Origin of the sequence: Sorangium sp. So ce145 (assembly GCF_051525985.1) — a bacterium.
GTDB classification, from domain to species: Bacteria; Myxococcota_A; Polyangia; order Polyangiales; family Polyangiaceae; genus Sorangium; species Sorangium cellulosum_B.
This window is the reverse complement of sequence record NZ_CP150315.1, coordinates 7,927,417-7,949,682: the sequence shown is the minus strand read 5'-3', so window position 1 is coordinate 7,949,682 and position 22,266 is coordinate 7,927,417. Positions and strand designations below refer to the sequence as shown.

The window sequence follows — 22,266 nt, the reverse complement described above, 5'->3', positions numbered from 1 at the left end:
GACGCGTGCGTCCAGGGTGCATGGGTTGTGATCATTGCAGCTCGCTGCGCCGTGACCATGACCATGGCCGTGGCCGTGACCGCGCCGTGGGTGCCTGTCATTCGCCCGGAGCGCGCTCGCGGACGCCGCTGCGCCGTCGGGCTCGGGGCTCCCCTGTTCGCTTTCAGGGGGCGCGGCGCAACCGACCATGGCGGATGTCATCATCACGGCGGCATGCATCCTGCTGTTCCTGAGAATCGTCGAGACGTGAGGCATGAGCTCCTCCAGCGCGCCTCGAAATGCGCGCTCTCTCATCGACCATGACGACCTGCGAGCCATGGGGCGCGCGGGCCATGGTCTCCCGTGTAGGGATCGATGTCGCCATCATCTCGATCATTCAACTCCATGATTGCCTGGCATTGCGAGTCCGCCGTCGACCTGAACACACGCCGGTCCAGGGAGAGGCGCCGCGGGCCCTGAGCGGCTGCAGACGTAGGTGGCTCAAAATCTGCCCGCCGTGGTCCGCGAACGGCGAAGGGCCACGGCCGCGCTCGCCGAGCGCGGCGGCGCTCGCGTCGTGACGCCGCCGCGCCCGCGCGTCGTCGCCGCGATCGTGGCCCCGGCGCTCACCAGCCGGGATCGAGCGCCGGCTCGACGGGCACGAACGGACCGACCTCGCCAAGGTTCCAGCCGCCGTGGCGGAAACAGGCGCCCGAGCCGTCGGTGCGCACGCCGCAAAGGAGGTCGTACCCGCCTTCGATGAACGTGAAGCGCCCGGCGTCGATCGGCATGTCGGCGCCGTCGTAGCGCCGGCACGTGAGGGCCCCCTCGGCGTCGATCGCGCACACCGCTCCGGCCGTGGCGGTGATGGAACGGTACGGCCCGCCCGAAAACTCGGGATACTCGGGCCCGGCGCAGTGCGTGCTGGGGGTGTTGCCGCAAGAGATGCTCGGCTCGAAGCACTGGATGCCGCCCGCCTTCGTGAGACCGCAGACGATGCGGTTGCTGAACGCCACCTGGGTGAACTCACCGGGGATCGTCTCCATGCCATGGAACTGCCACAGGCTGCCATCCGGGCGCACGCCGGCGACGAGCCCCTCCCAGGCGCAGAGCGCTTGCGTGAACGGGCCCTCGAACTCCACCACCTTGTCCGGGGGCTCCGGGAGGTTCTCTTGGTTGCGATCCAGCAGCACCGCAAACGACCCGTCCACGAACAGCGGGCACACGCCCTGTTCGCCCCACATGTTCGTCGCCCGAAAGGAGGCGACAGGTGGCAGCCCGTCTGGCAGGAGCGTTTCGGCGGCGAGCAGCCGACCGTCCTCGGTGAGCCCGATCAGCCCCTGTCGCGTGAGCTGGACACGCCGGTAGCGCTCGGCGGGCAGCGCGCCGCCCGGATCCTCGCCCCAGCAACGATAGCTGCCGTCGGTCTTCGTCACACAGGTGCTGCCGACGTCGTCGTCGACCGCGACGTTTCGCGCGCACACGAAATCCGAGACGCTCCAGCCGCCGTCGCTCGTGCACGTCTCGCGCAGGCCGCTCGCGTTGCAGCGCGCCTCCCCGGCCGCGCAGGCCGCGGCGCTCCCCGGATCGCCGCCCTGCGCCGTGCCCTCGCTCCCGCCCGCGCCGCCAGCCATTTCTGCGCCGCTCTCCTGCGTCGTCCACTTCCCGCTGCAGCCCATGGCAAGCATCGCGGCGCCCGCTGCCACGAGCCGCGCCGCCCTCCGTTCAAGCGCCATGACACAAAGGATACCCAGGTGCTCCGTGCTCCGCATGCACGATCGATCGTCGAGCGCTGGCCCCGATTCAAGGAGTGAGCATCTCCGCGCCTACGCAAGCGGCCAGACCGCGGGCCACGCTTCGTCGCTTTGCGCTCGAAATTTGCGCGCCAGGTGGACCCCACGACGGCCGCATCGCGAGCTCCGGCGGGCGGCTTCAGCTCGCGGGCTTCAAGCAGCTCGCGGGTCGAGGTGGAGGCGCGAGCCTCCATCGCCCTGCCGATGGAGGAGGCTGCCGCCTCCATCGCCGGGGCGAGCGGCGGTCTGCCCCACGACCTGCATCGCGATCCTGCGCTGCGAGAGCTTCGAGGGCAAAGGAGCGCTCAGGGGATCGTCGCAGGCACGCTCCCTGCTCTCTGCTTGGGTGCGGGGGCGGGAGCGGCCTGAGTGGCCCGCATACCAAGGGGAGTCGCACCATGAAGATTGCTGCGTATCATCTCGGTCTCGGTCTCATCACCATCTCGATGGTCACGGGCTGCGTGGCGGCGGACGCCGGCAGCTTCGACGAGGAAGACACGGCGGAGAGCGCCGAGGCGCTCGGAGGAAACCCTGACCCCTGCGCGATGGGGACCGACCCGAACTTCACCACCCCGCAGCTCACCGCGGTCGGAGCAAGCGCAAACTACGTCCGCGCCTACCAGTGGATCGACGGCATCTGTCCGGACATCGGGCAGGATCGGGCGACGACGATCGTCGATTTCCCCGTGCCCGGCTATTACCAGCACCAGACCCCGGAGACCTACCGCTTCGACGTGCAGCCTACCTTCTGGGACTCCTCGTCCACCTCGTGGAGCGACGCGTCGCAGGCGATGAGCGACTGCGCGAACACCAAGATGGCCACGCGCGTGCAGCGCTGGGACGCCGCGACGAGCCAGTTCGTGCAGCTCACCTACAAGGAGCAGGCGGGCACGTGGCTCTGGGACAACCCGCTGACCGGCCGCGGGCACTGCTCGACGCCGGCGTTCGTCTACTTCCACGAGAACTACGGGACCGCGCAGCAGGTCGCCACGAGCAAGTACCGCGTCCGCACCTGGGCCACGCAGCCCGACGGCTCCCACGCGACCGTCTGGATCACGGGGACACACACGGGCCTGTAACCCGCGCGCGTCGCTCAGCTGTTCGCGCGAAGCGCCTTGAATTCCCCCGGGTCCTTGATGGCCGCCGGATTGCTCTCGTCGGCGAAGAGCCTCGTGTCGTCGTACTTGCCGAAGTGGGTCACCTCGTTCGTGCCGCCGACCGCAGGGAAGCCGTCCGGACCGGCCTTCACGCCGATGGCGTTCATCAAGGCGCAGAAGTACTTGTTGATCGGCTGCGTGGCGATGTCCGGCGGGGTCCCGGTCGAGTCCACTTCGCTGTAGGCGAGCTCCGTCTGGCCGGGGCCGCAGGCTCCCTCGCTGTTGCCGCGGGTCAGGTCCGCCTTGCCGCCTTCCACGTTCACGGCCTGACCCACCTTGAAGTAGCCTCCACAGCTCCCCGCCTGGAGGATCGGAAGGTTGTTGAGGTTGTGGCTGTTGCCGTCCGAGCATTCCTGGAACCAGACGGTCGCGGTGTTGTCGAGGAGCTTCACGTCGCCCTCCTCCAGGCTGTCGAGCCGACCGACGAGGTAGGCGAACTTCTTCGCATACCAGTCGTCGATCTCATGGATCATCTCGAGGCAGATGTGGTCGAGCGATCGGCCGGTTGGTTTGGCGTCGAACCTGGGGGGGACCGCGAATCGCCTCGTGGTGAGGAACGTCGTCGTCCCGATGCGCGAGCGCCGTCGTGTTGCTCGCACGCTCCCCACGCCGAGTAGAGCTCCATGCGCGAGGTGCATCAAACGGAGATTTCGCCCGCGCGGCACAGCCATGCGGCACAGTGGCAACACGGGTGGAACGCCGGTGTCGAGCGGACCGATCGAATGCTACTCTGGCGGTCGAGGAGCGCCCATGCCCGATCCGTACGACCTGCAACGATTCGTGGACGCGCAGGCTCCGGTCTATGCCCGCGTCCTGGCCGAGCTGCGCCGAGGAGAGAAGACCAGCCACTGGATGTGGTTCATTTTTCCGCAGCTGAAGGGCCTGGGCCACAGCGCCATGGCGCAGAGGTTCGGTATCGCTTCGAAGGGAGAGGCCGAGGCGTATCTGCAGCACCCGACGCTCGGTCCGAGACTGCTGGAGTGCACTCGCCTCGTGAACCAGATCGAGGGGCGCTCGCTGTACGACATCTTCGATAGCCCCGATGACATGAAGTTTTGCTCGTCGATGACCCTGTTCTCCCGCGCGGCCCCCGGCGAGGGGGCGTTCCTCGCGGCGCTCGACAAGTTCTGCGGCGGCGAGCCCGATCCGCGAACGCTCGCGCTGCTCGAGTAGCGCCGGCCGTCGCCGGACGCGCCGCCGGATCGCCCCCGTGGGTCGATCGTCGACGCGCTCGTTCGCGTCGCGTGCGCCCTCCTTGTCCGGAATATTCCAATGTCACGGTCGCTGCCGGCTCGCGCGGCAACCAGCACGACCGACGTTGCGGAGGCCGCGTCCCTGGCGCCAGCTCCAGATTTCGCCCTGGGCGGCCGCCTGAACCGAGGCAACGCAATTTCCCACTTGATCCGCCGTCGTGGACGGACGAGTGAGCCGGCGCTCGCTCCGGCCGGGGGCGACCGAGAGGACCATCACCCGTGGATGCATTGTCGTACCAGTCGCTCTTAACGGGCGCCGTCGCGCTCATGGTCGCACGCACCTTCTACGTGCGTGTCAAGAAGGCCCCTGAAGGCAACGAGACGATGGCGCGCATCGCGCGCTACGTCCGCGAGGGGGCGATGGCCTTCCTCGCGCGCGAGTACAAGGTGCTCGCCGTCTACGCCGCCGCCGTCTTCGCGCTCCTGGCCGCGACGCTCGGGCTCCTGTCCGCGGGCGCCTTCGCCGCCGGCGCGTTCCTGTCGCTCATCGCCGGCTTCTTCGGCATGAAGGCCGCGACGTACGCCAACGTTCGCACGGCCGAGGCCGCGCGCGCGCACGGCAAGCCCACCGCGCTCGTCACCGCGCTCGACGGCGGCGCCGTCATGGGCCTCTGCGTCGCGGGGCTCGGCCTCATCGGCCTGGGCGGCATCTACGCCCTGTTCCGCAGCCACGAGCACCTCGCGACGATCGTCCACTCGTTCGCCGTCGGCGCGAGCTCGATCGCGCTCTTCGCCCGCATCGGCGGCGGCATCTACACGAAGGCCGCGGACGTCGGCGCCGACATCGTGGGCAAGGTCGAGGCGAACATCCCCGAGGACGACCCGCGCAACCCGGGCGTCATCGCCGACAACGTGGGCGACAACGTCGGCGACATCGCGGGCATGGGCGCCGACATCTACGAGAGCTACGTGGCCGCGGTCGTCGCCGCGATCGCGCTCGGCCTCACGCTGCCGATCGCCAAGCTGCAGCAGCTCGCGCCGTCGGTGGGCGAGCAGGAGCTCCGCGCGATGGCGGTGTCGCTGCCGCTGCTGCTCGCGACGATCGGCCTCGCGGTCTCGGTCGTCGGCATCTTCATCACGCGCGCGCTCAAGAACCTGCCGCCGGCCCGGGTGCTGCGCCTCGCGCTCATCGTCCCGCCGTTCCTCGTCGTGTTCGCGGCGGCCGGCGTCCTTCCGGGGCTCGGCTTCAGCTTCGGCGCCGTCATCACCCTCGCGGCCGGCGCCGCGGGCGGCGCCATCGTCGGCCTCGTGACCGACTACTACACGTCGATGGGCCCCATCCACAAGGTGGCCCAGAGCTCGCTCACCGGCCCCGGCACCAACGTCATCCGCGGCATCGCGGTCGGCCTCGAGAGCGTCGCGATCCCCCTCATGACCCTCGTCGCCGTGGGCTGGATCTCGAACCACTACCTCGGCCTCTACGGCATCGCGCTCGCCGCGGTCGGCATGCTCGCGGGCACCGCGATCGTCATGACCGTCGACGCGTACGGCCCGATCGCCGACAACGGCGGCGGCATCTCCGAGATGGCCGGCCTCGGCAAGGAGGTCCGCGCGATCACCGACGAGCTCGACGCGGTCGGCAACACCACCGCGGCCGTCGGCAAGGGCTTCGCGATCGGCTCGGCGGTGCTCACCGTCGTCGCGCTGTTCGCCGCCTTCAACATGGAGGTCGACGCGGTCCGCCGCGCGAAGGGCCTCCCGGAGCTCGTGCTGTACCTGACCGACGCGAAGGTCCTCATGGGGCTGCTCTTCGGCGCGCTCCTCCCGTGCCTCGTCGGCGCGCTCACGATGACCGCCGTCGGCCGCGCGGCCGGCGCGATCGTCGAGGAGATCCGCCGTCAGTTCCGCGAGATCCCTGGCCTGCTCGAGGGCAAGCCGGGCGTCGACCCGCAGCCGAAGGTCATCGTCGACATCGCCACGTCGGCCGCCATCCGCGAGATGATCGCGCCCGGCGCCATCGCGGTGCTCGCGCCGGTCGTCGTCGGCTTCGTGGCCGGCCCCGAGGTCCTCGCGGGCACGCTGGCCGGCGCGCTCGTCGTCGGCGCGGTGCTGTCGCTGATGATGGCGAACGGCGGCGGCGCCTGGGACAACGCCAAGAAGCACATCGAGAAGGGCGGCCTCGACGGCCACGCGAAGGGCTCCGACGCCCACAAGGCCGCCGTCGTCGGCGACACCGTGGGCGATCCCTTCAAGGACACGTCGGGCCCCGGCATCTCGATCCTCATCAAGGTGATGGGCGTCGTGTCGCTCCTCATCGCCCCGCTCATCGCCTGAGCGGACGCGCCGTCGCGGCGAGCAACACGGAGAACGCGGCCCTCACCGGCCGCGTTCTCGCTTTTGTGGCTTCACGCGCGGCTCTCGTCCTGCCTCGGCCATCGGATTTCCTCTGCTGACAGCGGAGCTCCCGTGCTGTAAATGGCCGGTCTTCGGCGGGGGAGAAGGATGGCCGGGTGAGGATCAGCCGCCGCTCGCAGGTGCCGCCGTTCGCGGTCATGGAGGTGCTCGCCGCCGCCAACGCGCGGCGCGCGGCGGGTGAGCCGGTCATCAGCCTGTGCGCGGGCCAGCCGGGCTCGGGGGCGCCCGCCGCCGTGCGCGCGCGGGCGGCCGCGCTCCTCGCGGAGGGCGACCTCGGGTACACCGAGGCGCTCGGCATCCCGGCGCTGCGCGGCGCGCTCGCGGAGCACTACGGCCGCTGGTACGGCGTGGACGTCGACCCGTCGCGCGTCGCCCTCACCACGGGGTCGTCGGGCGGGTTCCTGCTCGCGTTCCTCGCGGCGTTCGAGGCGGGTGACCGCGTGGCGCTCGCTCGCCCGGGCTACCCGGCGTACCGGAACATCCTTCGCTCCCTCGGGGTGGAGGTGGTCGAGCTGCCGTGCGGCCCCGAGAGCCGCTTCCAGCTGACGACGTCGCAGCTCAGGGCCGCGTGCGACGGCGCAAAGCTCGACGGCGTGGTCCTGGCGAGCCCGGCGAACCCGACGGGCACGATGGTCGACGCCGCGGAGCTCGACGCGATGGCGCGCTGGTGCGCGGAGCACGGCGTCCGGCTGGTGAGCGACGAGATCTACCACGGCCTCACGTACGGCCCGTGGGCCGGGCGCCAGGCGACGGCGGCGCGCCACGTCGGCGCGGGCGCGGTCGTCGTGTCGAGCTTCTCGAAGTACTGGGCCATGACGGGCTGGCGCCTGGGGTGGCTCGTGCTCCCGCCGGAGCTCGTCCCGACGGTCGACGCGCTGGCGGGCAACCTCGCGCTGTGCCCGCCCGCCCTGGCGCAGCACGCGGCGCTCGCGGCCCTGACCCCGGAGGCGTACGCCGAGGCGGACCGGCTGGTGGAGGGCTACGCGGCCGCGCGCGACCTGCTGCTGCGGCGGCTGCCCGAGCTCGGCTGGAAGGTCGCCCCGCCCGACGGCGCCTTCTACCTGTACGCCGACGTTGGCACGGACGACTCGGTCGCGTGGTGCGAGCGGCTGCTCGCCGACACGGGCGTGGCGCTCACGCCGGGCACGGACTTCGACGGTGAAGGCGGCGCGCGGTACGTCCGGCTGTCCTTCGCGGCCCCGGTCGAGCAGGTCGACGAGGCGGTGACGCGGATCGTCGCCTGGCAGCGCCAGCGCGCGCGGTGACCGGCGGGTGGGCACTGGAGGCGCCCGGGGAGCTCACGAGGCGGCGCGCGTCCCCTTCGGCTTCCGCCGGCCCTCTGGCATGAGCACGGTGAGCGCCGTGTCGATGAACGCGCGCAGCTTCGCCTGCGCCTGCGCGCGGGCGGGGAAGTAGAGGAAGAACCCGGGGCCCGTCGGCGCATGGCGCTCGAGCGCCGTCGCGAGCGCCCCGCTCGCCAGGTCCTCGGCGACGGCCAGGTCGAACATGTACGCGAGCCCGAGCCCATCGCGCGCGAGGGACACCGCCAGATCGGCGTCGTTCACCGTGAGGGTGCCGGGGGCGTGCACGGTGATCTCGCGGTGATCGCGCACGAACTCCCAGCGATAGAGCGCGGCGCTCTGGAATCGGTACCGGATGCACGTGTGGGCGAGCAGATCCTCGGGCTCCTCCGGGCGGCCGTGGGCGGCGAAGTACGCAGGCGCGCCGACCACGAGCCAGCGGAGATCCGGCGTGAGGCGCACGGCGGTCATGTCCTGGGCGAGGTCCTCGCCGAGCCGCACGCCGGCGTCGAAGCCGGTCTCGGCGAGATCGACCAGGGCGTCGTCCACCGAGATCTCGACGGCCACGTCGGGGTAAGCGCGGCGGAAGCGCGGGAGCACCGGCTCGATCACGAAGGGCACGGCGGTCCGGGCGACGGTGAGGCGGAGCAGCCCCGCGGGCTGGCCGCGGAGCTCGTCGAGCGCCTCGAGCGCGGCGCTGATCTCACCGGCCGCGGGCGCGAGGCGCTCGTGCAGCCGCTCGCCGGCCTCGGTGAGCCCCACGCGGCGCGTCGTGCGCGAGAGGAGCGGGAGGCCGACGCGGCGCTCGAGGGCGCGGATCGCCTGGCTCACGGCGCCCGTGGTCACGCCGAGCTCCGCGGCGGCGGCGCGGAAGCTCCGGTGCCTCGCCACGGTGAGGAAGACGGTCAGACCCTCGAAGCGGTCCGTCGCGCGGTTCATGGCGCGATTGTATAGCAGCGCTTATCGGCGCGTTTCGCGCCGTGGGTCTACCGGTCGCGGCGGCGAGGGCGCATCTAACCAGCGCGCGGCCGGGCACGCCGCCCTGCGCGCAGGGAGAGGACGGAGGAGACAGCATGGCCATCACCCTGGTGAACCCCAGCGGGTTGCCGAAGATCGAGGCGTACCGACAGGTGTCGATCGCCACCGGGTCGAAGCTCGTGTTCATCGCAGGTCAGGTCGCCTGGGATGCCGACGGGAGGACGATCGGCAGGGGCGACTTCGCCGCTCAGGTCGAGCAGTGTTACCTCAACGTGGCCACCGCCCTGGCCGGAGTTGGCGGCTCCTTCAACGACGTTGCGAAGCTGACCATCTATGCGGTGGGCTGGACTCCAGACAAGATGCCCCTGCTGCTGGAGGGGATCGGTCGGGCGGCCGCGAAGCTGGGAGTCACCCCGGTCCCGCCAGGCACGCTGCTGGGCGTCAGCGCGCTCTCCGACCCCGAGCACCTGGTCGAGGTCGAGGCCACCGCGGTCATCGACTGAGCGCTGCCGCGCGGTGAGGAGCGGAGCCCCGGCAGCCCGCTAGATGTAGGAGAACGCGGCGCGATGCTTGGTCGAGTTACCTCGGGCCGGTGGCGGTGCGCTAGCTCGCGAGTTGCGCGCCGCTCCCGCCGTTGCCGGCGAGCTGGGTCTCGTACAACGCATGGTAGTCTCCGCCCGCGGCGAGGAGCTCCGCGTGCGTGCCGCGCTCGACGATGCGGCCCGCTTTCATCACGAGGAGCATGTCGGCGTCGCGGATCGTCGAGAGGCGATGCGCGATGACGAAGCTCGTACGCTGGGCCCGCAAGGCGGCCATCGCGCGCTGGACGAGCACCTCGGTCCGGGTGTCGACCGAGGAGGTCGCCTCGTCGAGGATCAGGATCGCCGGGTTCGCGAGGAACGCGCGGGCGATCGTGATGAGCTGCTTCTCGCCGGCGCTCAGGTTGCCCGAGTCCTCGTCGATCACCGTATCGTAACCGGCGGGCAGGGCGCGCACGAAGCGGTCGACGTGCGCCGCGCGCGCTGCCTCCTGGATGTCGGCCTCGGTCGCGGTCGCGTTGCCGAACGCGATATTGTCACGGATCGTGCCAGAGAACAGCCATGTATCCTGCAGCACGATACCGAGCTTCGCGCGCAGCTCGTGGCGAGGCAAGCGCGCGATGTCGACGCCGTCGATCAGGATCCGACCGCCGTCGAGCTCGTAAAACCGCATCAGGAGGTTCACGAGCGTGGTCTTGCCGGCGCCCGTCGGGCCGACGATCGCGACCGTCTGGCCTGGCTTGATCGTGAGGTCGAGGTCCTCGATGAGGGGCTCGTCGGGCTTGTAGCGGAACGTGACGTGCTCGAACCGGACCTCGCCGCTCACCTTCGGCAGGGCCGCGGGCGGGGTGGCGTCAGGGGACTGGCCCTGTTCGTCGAGCAGCTCGAACACCCGCTCTGCAGAGGCAACACCCGATTGCAGGACGTTCGTGACGGACGCGAGCTGGCCGAGCTGCTGAGAGAACTGGCGCGAGTACTGGATGAACGCTTGCACGCTGCCGAGCAGCATCGCGCCCGACGCGACGCGGAGGCCGCCGATGACGGCGATCGCGACGTAGGTCAGGTTCCCGACGAAATTGACCGCCGGCATGATGATGCTGGACATGAACTGCGCGCGAAAGCTGGTCTCGAACAGCTCCTGGTTCGTGGACTGGAAGCGCGCCTCGACGTCGCGGCGCCGCCCGAGCACGTTGACGAGCGCGTGGCCGGTGAACGCCTCCTCGATCTGGCCGTTGAGCACGCCGACCTGCGCCCACTGCGCAGCGAATTTCGCCTGCGCGCGCTTCGCGACCGCCGCGGTCGTGAGCACCGAGAGGGGTACGGTGAAGAGCGTGATCACCGCGAGCACCGGCGAGATCACGACCAGCATGACGAGGATGCCGAGGAGCGTCAGCGCGCCGTTCATGATCTGCGTCATCGTCTGCTGCAGGCCCTGCGCGACGTTGTCGATGTCGTTCGTGACGCGGCTCAAGAGCTCGCCGTGCGGGCGGCCGTCGAAGTAGGCGAGCGGCAAGCGGGCGAGCTTGTCCTGCGCCTCGGCGCGGAGCTGTCGCACGGTGTTCTGCACGACGTCGTTGAGCAGGTAGCCCTGCAGCCAGGCGAACAGCGACGCGCCGGCGTAGAGCGCCATCACGAGCAGGAGCAGCTCGGCGAGCTCGCGGAGCTGGATGCCGCGGCCGGGAACGACGTCCATGTGGCCCACGAGCTCGGCGAGCCGCGCCTGGCCGGAGCGCTGGAGCTCCGCGACGGCCTCGGCCTTCGTGGCGGCCGCCGGGAGGCGAGCGCCCATCACGCCGGAGAAGATGATGTCCGTCGCGCGGCCGAGCAGCTTCGGGCCGGCCAGGCCGAGCCCCACGCTGAGCAGCGAGCAAGCGAGCACGACCGCGAGGCGCGCGCGCTCGGGGGCGAGGCGGCCGAGGAGGCGCCGCGCGGAGGGGGCGAACCGCTTCGCCTTCTGCGGCGGCGCGGCCCCCATGCCGAAGGGGCCGCGCGGCAGGATCGGGGAGCGCGCCCCCGCGGGGGCGGCGGGCGGTGGACCGGCGTGACGCGCGCTCATGCGGCCACCGCCGCGTCGCGCTGCGAGGCCACGATCTCGGCGTACGTCGGACACGACGCGAGCAGCTCGCCATGCTTGCCCTGGCCGACGATCTCGCCGTCGTCGAGCACGAGGATCTGGTCCGCGTCGACGATGCTCGACACGCGCTGCGCGACGACGATCACCGTGGCGGCGCGCGTGCGCTCGGCGAGCGCGGCCCGCAGCCGGGCCTCGGTCGCGACGTCGAGCGCGGAGAAGGCGTCGTCGAACAGGAACACGCGCGGCCGGCGCAGCAGGGCGCGGGCGATCGACAGCCGCTGGCGCTGGCCGCCGGAGACGTTCGTGCCGCCCTGCCCGATCGGCGTGTCGAGCCTTCGCGGCATCGCCTCGACGAAGTCGCGCGCCTGCGCGGCGGCGAGCGCCGCCCAGAGCTGCTCGTCGGTCGCCGCGGGGTCGCCGTAGCGCAGGTTCGAGGCCACCGTGCCGGAGAACAGGAAGGCTCGCTGCGGCACGAGCCCGATGCACGACCACACCGCGTCGAGGGCGAGCATGCGCGCGTCGACGCCGTCGAGCCGGACCTCGCCCCTCGTCGGATCGATGAGCCGCGCGATCAGGTCGAGCAGCGTGGTCTTGCCCGAGCCGGTGCTGCCGATGATCGCGGTGACCTGCCCGGGGCGCGCCACGAACGAGATGCCGCGCAGGACGGGCAGCTCGGCGCCCGGGTAGCGGTACTCGACGTCCCGCAGCTCGACGACGCCGGTCGGCTCGACGAGCGTCACGGGCTGGTCGGGGGCGCGCACGGACGGCTCGGTGTCCAGCACCTCGACGATGCGCTCCGAGCAGGCGGCCGCGCGCGGCAGCATGACGGCCATGAACGTCACCATCATCACGGCCATCAGGATCTGCACCAGGTAAGCGAGGAACGCCGTCATCGAGCCGATCGCGAGCGTGCCGTCCGCGATCTGGTGCGCGCCGAACCACAGGACGGCGACGCTCGAAGCGTTGAAGACGAACATGACGGTCGGGAACATCAGCGCTTGCAGGCGCCCGATGCGCAGCGCGGTCTCGGTGAGGTCGCCGTTCGCGTGCTCGAAGCGCGCCGCCTCGGCGCGCTCGCGCACGAAGGCGCGGATCACGCGCACGCCGGTGATCTGCTCGCGCAGCACGCGGTTCACGGTGTCGATGAGGGGCTGCATCCGCCGGAACTGCGGCACCATCCGCGACATGATCGCGACGACGGCGCCCGCGAGCAGCGGCACCGCGATCGCGAGCAGCCAGGCGAGCGACCCGTCCTCGCGCAGCGCCATCACGATGCCGCCGACGCACATGATCGGCGAGAGGACGAGCATCGTACAGCCCATCATCACCACCGTCTGCACCTGCTGGACGTCGTTGGTCGTGCGCGTGATGAGCGACGGCGCTCCGAACCGCGACAGCTCGCGCGCGGAGAACTCGCCGACGCGGTGGAACACCGCCGCGCGCAGGTCGCGACCGAAGCTCATCGCGACGCGCGCGCCGGCGTAGTTCGCGGCGACCGAACACACGATCTGGACGCCGGTGATCGCGAGCATGATCGCGCCGAGCTCCAGGATCCGCGGCGTGTCACCGAGCGCGATGCCCTGATCGATGATGTCGGCGTTCAGGCTCGGCAGGTACAGCGAAGCGAGCGTCGCCACGAGCTGGAGCGCGACGACGAGCGCCAGCAAGCGCGCCTGTGGGCGCAGGAAACGGCGCAACAGCTGCCTCAGCAAGGCTCCTCCTCCTCGGAGCGGCGGCGGATACCGTCGAGCAGGACCGCCACGACCTCCGCGGCGGTCAGGGGCATGCCGTCGGTGATCCGCGGGTGTGTGCCCGCGAACGTCATCATGCGCAGTAGCCGGGCTGCATACGCCGGATCGCAGCGCAGCTCGTCGCGCGACGCCTCGAACAGGCGCTCGAGCTGCACGTGAACCTGCTCATCCTGGCGCGGCGTCTGAGCGCACCCGGACTCGGGGCGCACGGGGGGCGGAATCGTCATGCCGAGCATCGAGATGAGCTGCCAGATGCCCTCGACGCGGCGCTGCAGGACCTCGACCGCCTGGATCAAGCGCTCGCGGAGCGGCGCCGCGAGATCGATGCGCTCCAGCTCTCGCAGCGTCGGCGCGGGATCGAACAGGGTCCCGATCGCGGCCTGGATCAGCGACTCCTTGTCGGGGAACACGCGGAACAGCGTCCCTTCCGCGGTGCCGGCGGCCATCGCGATCTGCGCCGTCGTCACGTCGCGGCCGTGCAGGCGCAGCAGCGGGATGGTCGCCGCGATGATGCTCGCGCGACGCTCCTCCGGACGCAGGGGAGGAGCTCGCCGGCTCGGTGGTGCCATGCGTCCCGTGTACCGGAGTGAGCGCTCACTCGTCAAGAGTGAGCGCTCACTCACTCGGTCTGAAGGCGGCCGCTTGGGCCCGTGCCGGGGCACAACGGCCCCTCGTCGGACGCGCCCGGGGGCCGCTGCTCTCGGACCTCAGCGAGCAGGGGCCATGGCCAGGACGATCTTGCCGCGCGGGCGGGGGCGAGCGCCCTCGAGCATCTCATGCGCGCCGCGGACCTCGGCGAGCGGCAGCACGGCGCCGATGTCGACCGAGAGCTCGCCCGCGTCGAGCAGGGCGGCGATGCGGTCGAGGTGGGCCGTCGTGACGTCGACGAGGAAGAAGCTTGCCCGCACGCCGCGACGAGCGGCCTCCTCCGGATCAGGGGTCGACACCGCAGAGACCAGGGCGCCACGTGGCTTGAGCACGGCGAAGGACCGCGCCTGCGTGTCGCCACCGACGAGGTCGATGACGGCATCGACGTCCTTGGCGGCGTCCTCGAAGCGCTCGCTCCGGTAGTCCACGACGACGTCGGCGCCGAGGCTGCGGACAAAGTCGCGATCCTTGGCCGAGGCCGTCGCGATCACACGAGCGCCGGCCCGGCGCGCGAGCTGCACCGCGTACGCGCCGACGCTGCCGGCCGCGCCGTGCACCAGCACGGTCTGTCCGGCTTCGAGCTGGGCCTGATCGAACAGCGCCTGCCACGCCGTGACCGCGATGACCGGCACGGAGGCGGCCTGGACCTCGGAGAACCGGAGGGGCTTGCGCGTCACCATGCACGCCTGCGCCACGGCATAGTCCGCGTGTGCGCCGGTGAAGCGCCTGTTGGTGACGCCGAAGACCGCCACGCCCGGCGCGAGGCCAGTCACCTCGGGGCCGACCGCGGCCACGGTGCCAGCGAGGTCCGAGCCGAGCGTCAGCGGCAACGGCTGGGGCAGCACGCTCTTGCCGGCACGAATCCAGGCGTCCCACGGCCCGACCCCGGCCGCCGCGACGCGGACCAGCACCTGGCCCGGGCCGGGCAGCGGGACCGGCACCTCGTCGATGGTGATGACCTCGGGGCCGCCGAACCGGTGGACTCGTGCGGCGTCGGTCGAGCTGGGGAGCATCGCCGTGAACATGGTGTGGACCCCGTGAACGTCGAGGGAGCGCGCCGGCGGAAGAGGTCGCAAGGGCAGCCGTGAACGGGCGTGCCCAGGACAGAGCAGGCTCTGGCCGCAGGTCGATGAGGCGAATGCCGGCCTCGAGCAGCAGGTCCAGCGGCCAGGGCTGCGTCCGCCGCATGTCGCCGCCGCGGTCCTCCGGATCAGCGCGCGCCGGAGAGCCTCGCGATGAACCCGCGGGACTCGTTATCGCTCTCGCTCCCGAGCGGCGCGGCGAGGCCGTCGAGGTGGAGCGCGCCCGTCACGGCGCCGGCGACGTAGACGGGCCCGCCGAGCGCCCCGTCCACCGCGACGACGCGGAGGGCGACGGTGCCGGCTCCTTCGACCTTGGTCGCGGAGATCAGGTTGCCCTGCGCGTCGAGCCGCATCAGAAACCCCGCCCGCTTCTGGGACGTCGTGAGGCTCCCGGCGCTCCCCAGCGGGATCGTGCCCGTGAACTCCCCGGTGACGTAGATCGCGCCAGCGCCGTCCACCGCCACGCCGGCCGCGACCTGGCTCTCCTTGTCGTCGCCGAACCCGCGGCTCCACACGACGCCCTTCCTCGAGACGCGCGCGACGAAGAAGCTCTCCGTGTCCCCCGCGTCGGGCAACGCCGGGCAGCCGCCGCCGAAGTCGACGACCCCCCGGTACGAGCCGGCGATCACGACGTCGCCGCCCGGGAGCAGCGCGGCGCCGTGCTGCGCCACCTGCTGATCTCCCTCGACGTTCAGCGTGGTCAAGTCCACCAGAGCGCCGTCGATCGCCGTGTAGCGCGCGACGAAGACGTCGCGCTGCTCCGAGGCGAAGGGGGTCTGTCCACCGAACGTGACCGCTCCGCCGAGCGACTCGTAGTCGCCCACGACCGTCACGAGGTTGCCGCTCGCCTTCGGGTTGACGGGGAGCGCCTTGACGGTCACGGCCGCCCGCGGCCCGAGGCGGTGTTGCCACTTGCACGCGCCGTCCGCCGGGTAAAGCGCGGCGAGCAGCGCCGACTCCGCCGGGACGCTCTTCAGCTCGCACGGGCCGAAGCTCCGGCCGGCGTCCGTCACGTCGACGGCGAAGACGACCGCCTCGGAATTCGCCGCCATGGCGCGCGCCGTGGTGTTGTGCTGCGCGTCGACGCTCCACGCCCACCCGCAACGGCCGTTCGCGTCGAGCGCCGCGACGAAGCTCGTCGTGTAGCTGGTGGCGACCAGCGCAGGGCCGACGCGGCACGCGTCGAGGAGCCCACCGGGGAGACTCGTCGCCCCCGCGGCCTCCCCGGCCACGTAGGTGGCGCCGTCGCCCGCGGCCAGGTGCAAGCCCCAGACATCGTTCGCCGACAGCCCGTACCGGGAATCGTTTTCCCCGCCGGAGGTCCACTTCGCGACCGAGAAGCGGAACGCCCCGCTGGCGAGGACCTCCGTGATGACCGCCGTCAGCGCGCCGTCCGACGCCGCGAGGTCGCCGACGTCGAAGCCGAGCGTCTCTCCCCAGCTGGCCGACGGCTCGACGACGGTCCCCTCGGCGTCGCTGCACAGCGGACCCCCGCCACCGCTGCCCCCGCCGCCGCTGCCCCCGCCATTGCCGCCGCTGCCTCCACCACCGCCGCCGTCGCCGCCGCTGCCTCCACCGCCGCCGTCGCCGCCCCCTGCACCACCGGTGCCCTCACCACCGGCGCCCGAGCCTCCAGCGCCAGGGCCTCCCGAGGAGGAGGCCGAGGCCGCGTCCGCGCCGGACTGCGACGGAGCCAGCTCGCCGACCTCCAGCCCGATGATCGCGTTGCAGCCCCCCGCCGCCGCGGCGAGCAGGCAGGCGCAGGACACGACGGATCGGATGGCACCAGGTTCGGGTCTCATCGGGGCGGCTCTCCGTTGCGTGGCACCCTCGATCCGCCACCGAGGCAGCGCGGGCTCAATGGCATTCCCTGACGTAATTGGGAAAGGTGATGATCGATTTGCAGGTGAGGTCGCAGGAGCCGAACGGGCCCCGGCTTCCACACGGGACGTCGCTCAGAAACACGTTGTTCGCCGCGGCACAGACGAGCAGGCCAGTGCACTTGACGGAGGCGAACTCCATCTCCTCCTTGCCGCTGCAGTCGTAATCGAAGCTGCGTCCCGGAGGGATCGGCGAGTCGTAGAAGGTGCTGGGCTGGTTCGGGTGGACCGAGGGGTTGTCGTCGTTGCAGTCGTCGCCGCCCTCGCACGCGATCGACAGATAGCCGTCCTTGTCGGCGTCGCAGTCGACGGTGCCACCGCTGGAGCTGGAGGTCGCCGGCCCGGCGCTCGCGCTGGAGGTCGTCGAGCCGCCACCGGCGCCGGAGGTCGCCGCGCTGGCGCTCGCGCTGGAGGTCGCCGAGCCGCCGGAGCCCGCGGAGCCGCCGCCGGTGCTCGCGCTGGAGGTCGCCGAGCCGCCGCCGGAGCCTGCCGCGCCGCCTCCGGAGCCCGGTGCATCGCCGCCGGTGCCCGTCGGGCCGCCGCCGTTCCCGCCGGCGCTGGAGGCCTCCGCGCCGCCGCCGGGGCCCGCCGCGCCCGAGGACGCCGCGGCGGAGCTCGCCGAGTCCGCCGTGCCGCTCGCGCCGCCCACGCCCGTGCTGGAGCGCTCCGTGAAGGTGGCGTCGGGGAATCCACAGTTGAGTCCGGCAGGGAGGGCCAGGCAGAGACAGAAGAGGCGGTGAAGCGAGCGCATCCTCTCATGGAAGCTGCCAGTCCCCCCTTCGTCAACCCGGGCTGGAATGCGTGCCGCTGCGGTCCGGTCGCAGGCTGCGTGTCGTCGTGCGGAAATGTCATGGACTGCTCGCGTGGTGCGCTGGCGTCCGCGCGTGGCGCTCACGGCAACCCCTTCACCCGGGCGATGAACCCTTCGCCCGGCGCAGCGCTGGGATGGTCGCTGGGGACGAGAGAGAACGTCTCCGTCAGCTCACCGCCGATGGTGAAGGGATCGCCGATCGTCGCGCCCGGCGCGACCGCCCACACGCCCACCGTGCCTGTGCCCGCGAACGCGGTCGCCGAGAGGACGTTGCCGCTGGGATTGAGCACGATCAGAAAGCTCTGCAATTCGTCCGTCCTGGCCGTGAGGCTCTCGCCGTTCCCCAGGGCGATCTCGCCCTCGAGCGTCCCCGCCATGTAGATCGCGCCTGCTCCGTCCACCGCCAGACTGACGACCATCTGATCTCGCTCCTCGTCGCCGAACCCGCGGCTCCAGACCACTCCCTTCTTCGAGACGCGCGCGACGAACGAGTTCTCCGTGTCTCCTGTGGGAGGCAGCAGCGGACAATCGTCCTCGAAGCTGAAGGACGGCCCGGTGTAGGTCCCGGCGACCACGATGTCGCCGTCCGGGAGCAGCGCGGACCCGTGCCGCGCCGCCGCCTGGCTCCCAGCGGCGGTGAGCGGGATGAGGCCCGTCAGGGCGCCGTCTTCGAGCCGGAAGCGCGCCACGAACAGATCGCGATCCGGCGCGCGGGGGAGCGTTCTCCCCTGGATGTCGAGCGGCCCGTCCGGCGCATCGTAGTCGCCGACGACGAGCACCTCGCCCGCCTGCGGCGCGGCGATGACCTCCGCGACGTGCACGGCCGCGGAGGATCCGAGCGCGCGGCTCCACCTGCACTTGCCGCCGGCGTTGAAGGTCACGAGATCCGTGACCCCGCGCTGGTCGGCGGCCCCGAGGACGCAATCGTCGGTGGTCGCGCTCGTCGCCCCGGATCGCGAGACGGCGAAGGTGACCCGGTCGGCCGTCGCCGCGAGCCCGAGCGGGTAGGCGTTGTGCTCCGCCTCCACGCTCCAGGCCCACCTGCACTTGCCCAGCTGGTCGAGCGCCAGCAGGAAGCTCGGCTTGCGGCCGGTGTCCGCGCCCGCGCTGGCGGTGCACCGGCCGCTGCCGCCCGACGCGAGCAAGGTGAGGGGAGCTTCCGACCAGCCGGCCACATAAGCGAGGTCCGAGGCGACGGCCAGGTGCTCGGCCGAGATGCTGCCGAGCATGTCGCCGGTCGTCATCCCGTACGCGCTCTCGCGGACCCCGGACGGGTTCCACCTCGCGACCGAGAACCCCGTCCTGGTCTTGGTGGGCTCGCTGACGAGCACCCGGCTCTCCTTGACCAGGGCCGTCACCTCGCCGTCTCGCGCCGCGAGGCCGACGACCGCCAGGCCGGACAGCGTGCCCCACTCTCCCGACGGCGGCCGGACGGCTCCCTCGCGGGCGTGGCTGCAGAGCGCCTCGTTCCCGCCGCCGGCGCCGCCCTCGCCGGCGCCGCCGGCGCCGCCGTCGCTGGTGCCGCCGGTGCCGCCGTCGCCGGTGCCGCCCTCGCCAGCGCCGCCCCCGCCAGCGCCGCCCTCGCCGCGACCGCCTTCGCCTCCTGCGCCGCCGGCCGACACGCTCGAAGCGGTGGCGCCCGCGCCGCCCGCCGAGGCGTCGAGCTCGCCGACCTCGAGCCCGATGATCGCGTTGCAGCCCCCCGCGGCCGCGGTGATGAGCAGCCCGGCGCAGAACATGGGTCGAGTGCTCCTGAGATCGCGCTTCATCTCTCGTCTCCTGGTGGCGCGGCGCCGCCGCGGCCGGCAGCGAGATCTCTCGTCTCGCTCGCCACCATCGACTTCATGGCGAGCGTCGCTCCAGGAGTCGAGAGGGTTCCGGCGCGTCCCTCACCGAAAGGCGCGCTCTCCGCCGTCCGCCGTCGGCCCGAGCGCGCGCCGCGGCGATCCGGTCGCAGCGGCCGATGCGAGGGGCGGGGCGTCGAGCGCTCGCGGTCCAGCGCGCCGGACCGCGGGGATCACCGCACGCCCGGGAGCTCAGCGACGAACCCGCGCCCCATCGCGTCGGTGAGCGGCGGGTCGCGCCCGATATCGAGGGTGCTGCCCAGCTCCCCGCCGAGATAGAGGGCGTCGCCGGGCGCCGGGCCGGGCGCGGCGGCCCACACGTAAGCGTCGCCCGTCCCCTTCAGCTCGGAGGCCGAGACGACGTTGCCGCGGGCGTCGAGCACGATCAGAAACCCGACCATCGGATCGGCGTCCGTCGCGGGAGCGACGAGCTTCCCGCCGTTCCCGAGGTCGATCTCGCCCTGGTAGTTCCCCGTCACGTAGATCAGCCCATCGGGCGCCGCCGCCACGCTGGCGACCCACTGCCGGTGCCCCGCGTCGCCGAACCCGCGGCCCCAGACGACGGACGGGCCGGAGACGCGCATGACGAAGAAGTTCTCCATGTTCGGCGCGTCCTCTTCGGGCGCCGGCGGGCAGCCCTCGCCGAAATCGAGCGAGCCGGCATAGGAGCCGACGATCACGACGTCGCCGTCCGGGAGCAGCGCGGCCCCGCGCTGGTCCACCTCCTGACGCCCGGGGAGGGGGAACGCGTCGATGCCCTTGAGCGACCCCTCGGTCAGCGCGAAGCGCGCCACGAACACATCGCGATCCTGCGAGGGAGGGAGCAGCGCTCCCCCGACGACGTAGCCCTCCTCGCCCTCGTAGCGGCCGACCGCCAGCACCTCGCCGCGCGCCTCGTCGACGAGGAGCTCTCCGACGGTCACGGCCGGCGACGGGCCGATGGGCATCCCCCACAGGCAACCGCCTGCCGCCGGATCGAGCGCGGCCAGCCCCACGGACGTCTCCGCGCCGCCCATCGCGAGGGTGCACGCGCCGTCGTTCACGCTCGGCCCCTTCACCGAGGCGGCGATCACCACCGCGCCGGGCGCCGCAGCGAGGCCGAGCGGGGTGGAGGTGGCGCCGCCGTCCGGCGACCACGCCCACCGGCACTGGCCCCTCTCGTCGAGCGCAGCGAGGAAGCTCGGGTGAGAGAGCGCGCGCCCGGTGATGACGCACCCGGTGGTGGACGCGCTGGGCAGCTGGGCGCCGCTGTCCGACCACCCGGCCACGTAGGCGAGCCCCTGGCCGACGGAGAGGTGCGTGGCCTTGATGTCGCCTTCCAGCAGATCGGTCGCCGTCAGCCCATACCCGGCATCGCGGGTGCCGCCGCGCGCCCACCGCGCGACGGAGATCGTGCCCTTCTCGTTGATGATGGCCGTCACCCCGTCGCCGTGCGCCGCGACGTCGGTGACGTCGAGCCCGACGGTCGTGCCCCAGCGCGCCTGCGGCCCGCGGATGGCGTCCTTGCGATCCTCGCCGCAGAACGGCGCCTCGCCGCCGCCGCCGCCGGCGCTGCCGCCCGTGCCAGCGCCGCCGCCATCGCCTCCGCCGCTCCCGCCCGTGCCGGCGCCGCCGCCGTCGCTGCCACCGCCGCCCTCGGCTCCTCCGCCCGTGCCCGTGCCGCCCGTGCCGCCCGTCGATGCGTCCAGCTGGCCGACCTCGAGGCCGATGAGCGCGTTGCAACCCCCCGCGCCCGCGGCGACGAGCAGGACGGCGGAGACCACGGCTCGGATGCTCCTCTGATTGCGCTTCACCAACTGGGCCCCTCCCTCGCGGCGACGCCGCGCAGCTCCCGTCAAAAGACGACGGTCGCCACGGCGCCTCCCGGCACCACGCCGATGGTGGCCCGGGGCGCCGGCGACCCTTGCCCCGAGGAGGGCGCCGTGAAGACGAGCACCGCGCCCGTGCCCAGCGCCGCCGCCCCGACGAGGAACGCGACCGTCGAGATCGTCCCCGCGGTCACGCCCTGCTTCTGCAGCTTGATCCCCTGATCCAGGCAGACGTTGTCCTCGTCGCAGTACGCCTCGGCGTCGCCCTTCTTCCCGATCGCGCGCGCGCCGAACACGGCGCCGACGCCGATCCCGACCGCGCCGACGCCGGCGCTGATCCAGCCGGCCGTCCGCCGGGGCGAGCTCCCCGCCTCCTGCGGGGCGGTCTTCGGGGGGAGCGCGGGCCCCGCGCCCGCGGCGGCCGCGGCCTCCTCCGGCGCCACGAGCAGCTCGACCTGCGCGCCCTCCGCGAGCTGCACCGTGAAGATCTTCTGCTTCCGGCCCGGCGCCGCCGCCGTCACCTGCACCTCGCCCGGGTCCACCGGCAACGGCGAGCCCAGCGAGCCCGCGCCGACCGGGACCCCCGCGCGCTGCACCGCCGTGTCCGCGGGCGCCTCCGGCGCGAGCCGGATCGTGAGCCTCGGCACGCGGGCCTCGAGCGCCGCCGCGCGCGACTGGGCGATGGGGCGGCGGTCGTCGTTCGCGGGCAGATCGCGCGCGAGCTGCCGGAAGATCGACCACGCGGTCGCGACCCTGCCGCGCTTCTCCTCGCAGTCGCCGAGGTTGAGCAGCGCCCCGGGCGCCGGATCGAGCTCGTAGCTCTCCCGGAATTTCGGGCACGCGGCGTCGTAGTCCTTCGCCTGCAGCGCCGCCCTGCCGGCGTCGAACAGCGCCTCCGCGGCCGCAGGATCGCGCCCCTGCGCGGAGGCGTCGGGGCAGGCGAGGAGCACGGCTCCTCCCACGGCGAGCACCTCCGCCGGGAATCGTCTACGCGGGCTCGATCTACGCATCCG

General features: G+C 72.3%; 17 protein-coding genes. 5 read left to right on the top strand and 12 right to left on the bottom strand.

What is annotated here, in order from left to right; all coding sequences use genetic code 11:
- Positions 1-605: 605 nt before the first annotated feature.
- Positions 606-1,715, bottom strand: coding sequence for a hypothetical protein (locus tag WMF34_RS29235; protein ID WP_157906977.1), 1,110 nt, complete (start codon positions 1,713-1,715; stop codon positions 606-608).
- A 455-nt stretch (positions 1,716-2,170) separates the two neighbouring features.
- Between WMF34_RS29235 and WMF34_RS29230 the strand changes: the two genes are divergently transcribed.
- Positions 2,171-2,851 (top strand): hypothetical protein, encoded by a 681-nt coding sequence (locus WMF34_RS29230; protein WP_012238280.1) that lies wholly within the window; start codon positions 2,171-2,173, stop codon positions 2,849-2,851.
- 14 nt (positions 2,852-2,865) lie between these two features.
- Here WMF34_RS29230 and WMF34_RS29225 read toward each other — a convergent pair whose 3' ends face one another.
- A complete protein-coding gene (locus tag WMF34_RS29225; protein ID WP_437989857.1) occupies positions 2,866-3,402 on the bottom strand; it encodes a hypothetical protein in 537 nt (178 codons plus the stop codon).
- 277 nt (positions 3,403-3,679) lie between these two features.
- Here WMF34_RS29225 and WMF34_RS29220 point away from each other — a divergent pair, with 277 nt between their 5' ends.
- The 3 genes from WMF34_RS29220 (at position 3,680) to WMF34_RS29210 (ending at position 7,802) form a co-directional block, all read left to right on the top strand.
- Entirely contained in the window at positions 3,680-4,102 is a 423-nt protein-coding gene (locus WMF34_RS29220) for a DUF1810 domain-containing protein (protein ID WP_437989856.1), read from the top strand.
- A gap of 299 nt (positions 4,103-4,401) precedes the next feature.
- Positions 4,402-6,456, top strand: coding sequence for a sodium-translocating pyrophosphatase (locus WMF34_RS29215; protein ID WP_012238277.1), 2,055 nt, complete (start codon positions 4,402-4,404; stop codon positions 6,454-6,456).
- Between the two features lie 176 nt (positions 6,457-6,632).
- Positions 6,633-7,802, top strand: coding sequence for a pyridoxal phosphate-dependent aminotransferase (locus WMF34_RS29210; RefSeq protein ID WP_437989855.1), 1,170 nt, complete (start codon positions 6,633-6,635; stop codon positions 7,800-7,802).
- 33 nt (positions 7,803-7,835) lie between these two features.
- On the opposite strand, the gene WMF34_RS29205 is transcribed toward WMF34_RS29210, so the two are convergent.
- A complete protein-coding gene (locus tag WMF34_RS29205; protein WP_012238275.1) occupies positions 7,836-8,777 on the bottom strand; it encodes a LysR family transcriptional regulator in 942 nt (313 codons plus the stop codon).
- A gap of 134 nt (positions 8,778-8,911) precedes the next feature.
- Here WMF34_RS29205 and WMF34_RS29200 point away from each other — a divergent pair, with 134 nt between their 5' ends.
- Positions 8,912-9,319 carry a RidA family protein gene (locus tag WMF34_RS29200; RefSeq protein WP_012238274.1) on the top strand — a complete coding sequence of 136 codons (408 nt, stop codon included), beginning with the start codon at positions 8,912-8,914 and terminating at the stop codon, positions 9,317-9,319.
- A gap of 100 nt (positions 9,320-9,419) precedes the next feature.
- Here the strand turns inward: WMF34_RS29200 and WMF34_RS29195 are convergent, their stop codons facing one another.
- The 9 genes from WMF34_RS29195 to WMF34_RS29155 form a co-directional block, all read right to left on the bottom strand.
- The gene (locus WMF34_RS29195) at positions 9,420-11,411 is read right to left on the bottom strand and encodes an ABC transporter ATP-binding protein (protein ID WP_437989854.1); all 1,992 of its coding nucleotides are present in this window, start codon (positions 11,409-11,411) and stop codon (positions 9,420-9,422) included.
- Complete coding sequence (locus WMF34_RS29190) at positions 11,408-13,141, bottom strand: ABC transporter ATP-binding protein (protein WP_012238272.1); 1,734 nt, start codon at positions 13,139-13,141, stop codon at positions 11,408-11,410. The genes WMF34_RS29195 and WMF34_RS29190 overlap by 4 nt, the downstream gene beginning before the upstream one ends.
- Complete coding sequence (locus tag WMF34_RS29185; RefSeq protein WP_437989853.1) at positions 13,135-13,749, bottom strand: TetR/AcrR family transcriptional regulator; 615 nt, start codon at positions 13,747-13,749, stop codon at positions 13,135-13,137. Before WMF34_RS29185 ends, WMF34_RS29190 begins: the two co-directional genes overlap by 7 nt.
- A gap of 138 nt (positions 13,750-13,887) precedes the next feature.
- Entirely contained in the window at positions 13,888-14,841 is a 954-nt protein-coding gene (locus WMF34_RS29180; RefSeq protein WP_437989852.1) for an NADP-dependent oxidoreductase, read from the bottom strand.
- A 197-nt stretch (positions 14,842-15,038) separates the two neighbouring features.
- The gene (locus WMF34_RS29175; protein ID WP_437989851.1) at positions 15,039-16,712 is read right to left on the bottom strand and encodes a hypothetical protein; all 1,674 of its coding nucleotides are present in this window, start codon (positions 16,710-16,712) and stop codon (positions 15,039-15,041) included.
- Between the two features lie 55 nt (positions 16,713-16,767).
- Entirely contained in the window at positions 16,768-17,541 is a 774-nt protein-coding gene (locus WMF34_RS29170) for a hypothetical protein (RefSeq protein WP_437989850.1), read from the bottom strand.
- 140 nt (positions 17,542-17,681) lie between these two features.
- Positions 17,682-19,370: a hypothetical protein gene (locus WMF34_RS29165; RefSeq protein WP_437989849.1), complete on the bottom strand. Its 1,689-nt coding sequence runs from the start codon at positions 19,368-19,370 to the stop codon at positions 17,682-17,684.
- A 248-nt stretch (positions 19,371-19,618) separates the two neighbouring features.
- Positions 19,619-21,208 (bottom strand): hypothetical protein, encoded by a 1,590-nt coding sequence (locus tag WMF34_RS29160; RefSeq protein ID WP_437989848.1) that lies wholly within the window; start codon positions 21,206-21,208, stop codon positions 19,619-19,621.
- Between the two features lie 71 nt (positions 21,209-21,279).
- The gene (locus tag WMF34_RS29155; RefSeq protein WP_437989847.1) at positions 21,280-22,215 is read right to left on the bottom strand and encodes a tetratricopeptide repeat protein; all 936 of its coding nucleotides are present in this window, start codon (positions 22,213-22,215) and stop codon (positions 21,280-21,282) included.
- Positions 22,216-22,266 lie beyond the last annotated feature (51 nt).

Coding starts and splice junctions, on each gene's coding strand:
- WMF34_RS29185 (WP_437989853.1), bottom strand. CDS start 13,749: ATGGCACCACCGAGCCGGCGAGCTCCTCCCCTGCGTCCGGAGGAGCGT.
- WMF34_RS29225 (WP_437989857.1), bottom strand. CDS start 3,402: ATGATCCATGAGATCGACGACTGGTATGCGAAGAAGTTCGCCTACCTC.
- WMF34_RS29195 (WP_437989854.1), bottom strand. CDS start 11,411: ATGAGCGCGCGTCACGCCGGTCCACCGCCCGCCGCCCCCGCGGGGGCG.
- WMF34_RS29230 (WP_012238280.1), top strand. CDS start 2,171: ATGAAGATTGCTGCGTATCATCTCGGTCTCGGTCTCATCACCATCTCG.
- WMF34_RS29220 (WP_437989856.1), top strand. CDS start 3,680: ATGCCCGATCCGTACGACCTGCAACGATTCGTGGACGCGCAGGCTCCG.
- WMF34_RS29180 (WP_437989852.1), bottom strand. CDS start 14,841: ATGCTCCCCAGCTCGACCGACGCCGCACGAGTCCACCGGTTCGGCGGC.
- WMF34_RS29170 (WP_437989850.1), bottom strand. CDS start 17,541: ATGCGCTCGCTTCACCGCCTCTTCTGTCTCTGCCTGGCCCTCCCTGCC.
- WMF34_RS29235 (WP_157906977.1), bottom strand. CDS start 1,715: ATGGCGCTTGAACGGAGGGCGGCGCGGCTCGTGGCAGCGGGCGCCGCG.
- WMF34_RS29205 (WP_012238275.1), bottom strand. CDS start 8,777: ATGAACCGCGCGACGGACCGCTTCGAGGGTCTGACCGTCTTCCTCACC.
- WMF34_RS29175 (WP_437989851.1), bottom strand. CDS start 16,712: ATGAGACCCGAACCTGGTGCCATCCGATCCGTCGTGTCCTGCGCCTGC.
- WMF34_RS29165 (WP_437989849.1), bottom strand. CDS start 19,370: ATGAAGCGCGATCTCAGGAGCACTCGACCCATGTTCTGCGCCGGGCTG.
- WMF34_RS29200 (WP_012238274.1), top strand. CDS start 8,912: ATGGCCATCACCCTGGTGAACCCCAGCGGGTTGCCGAAGATCGAGGCG.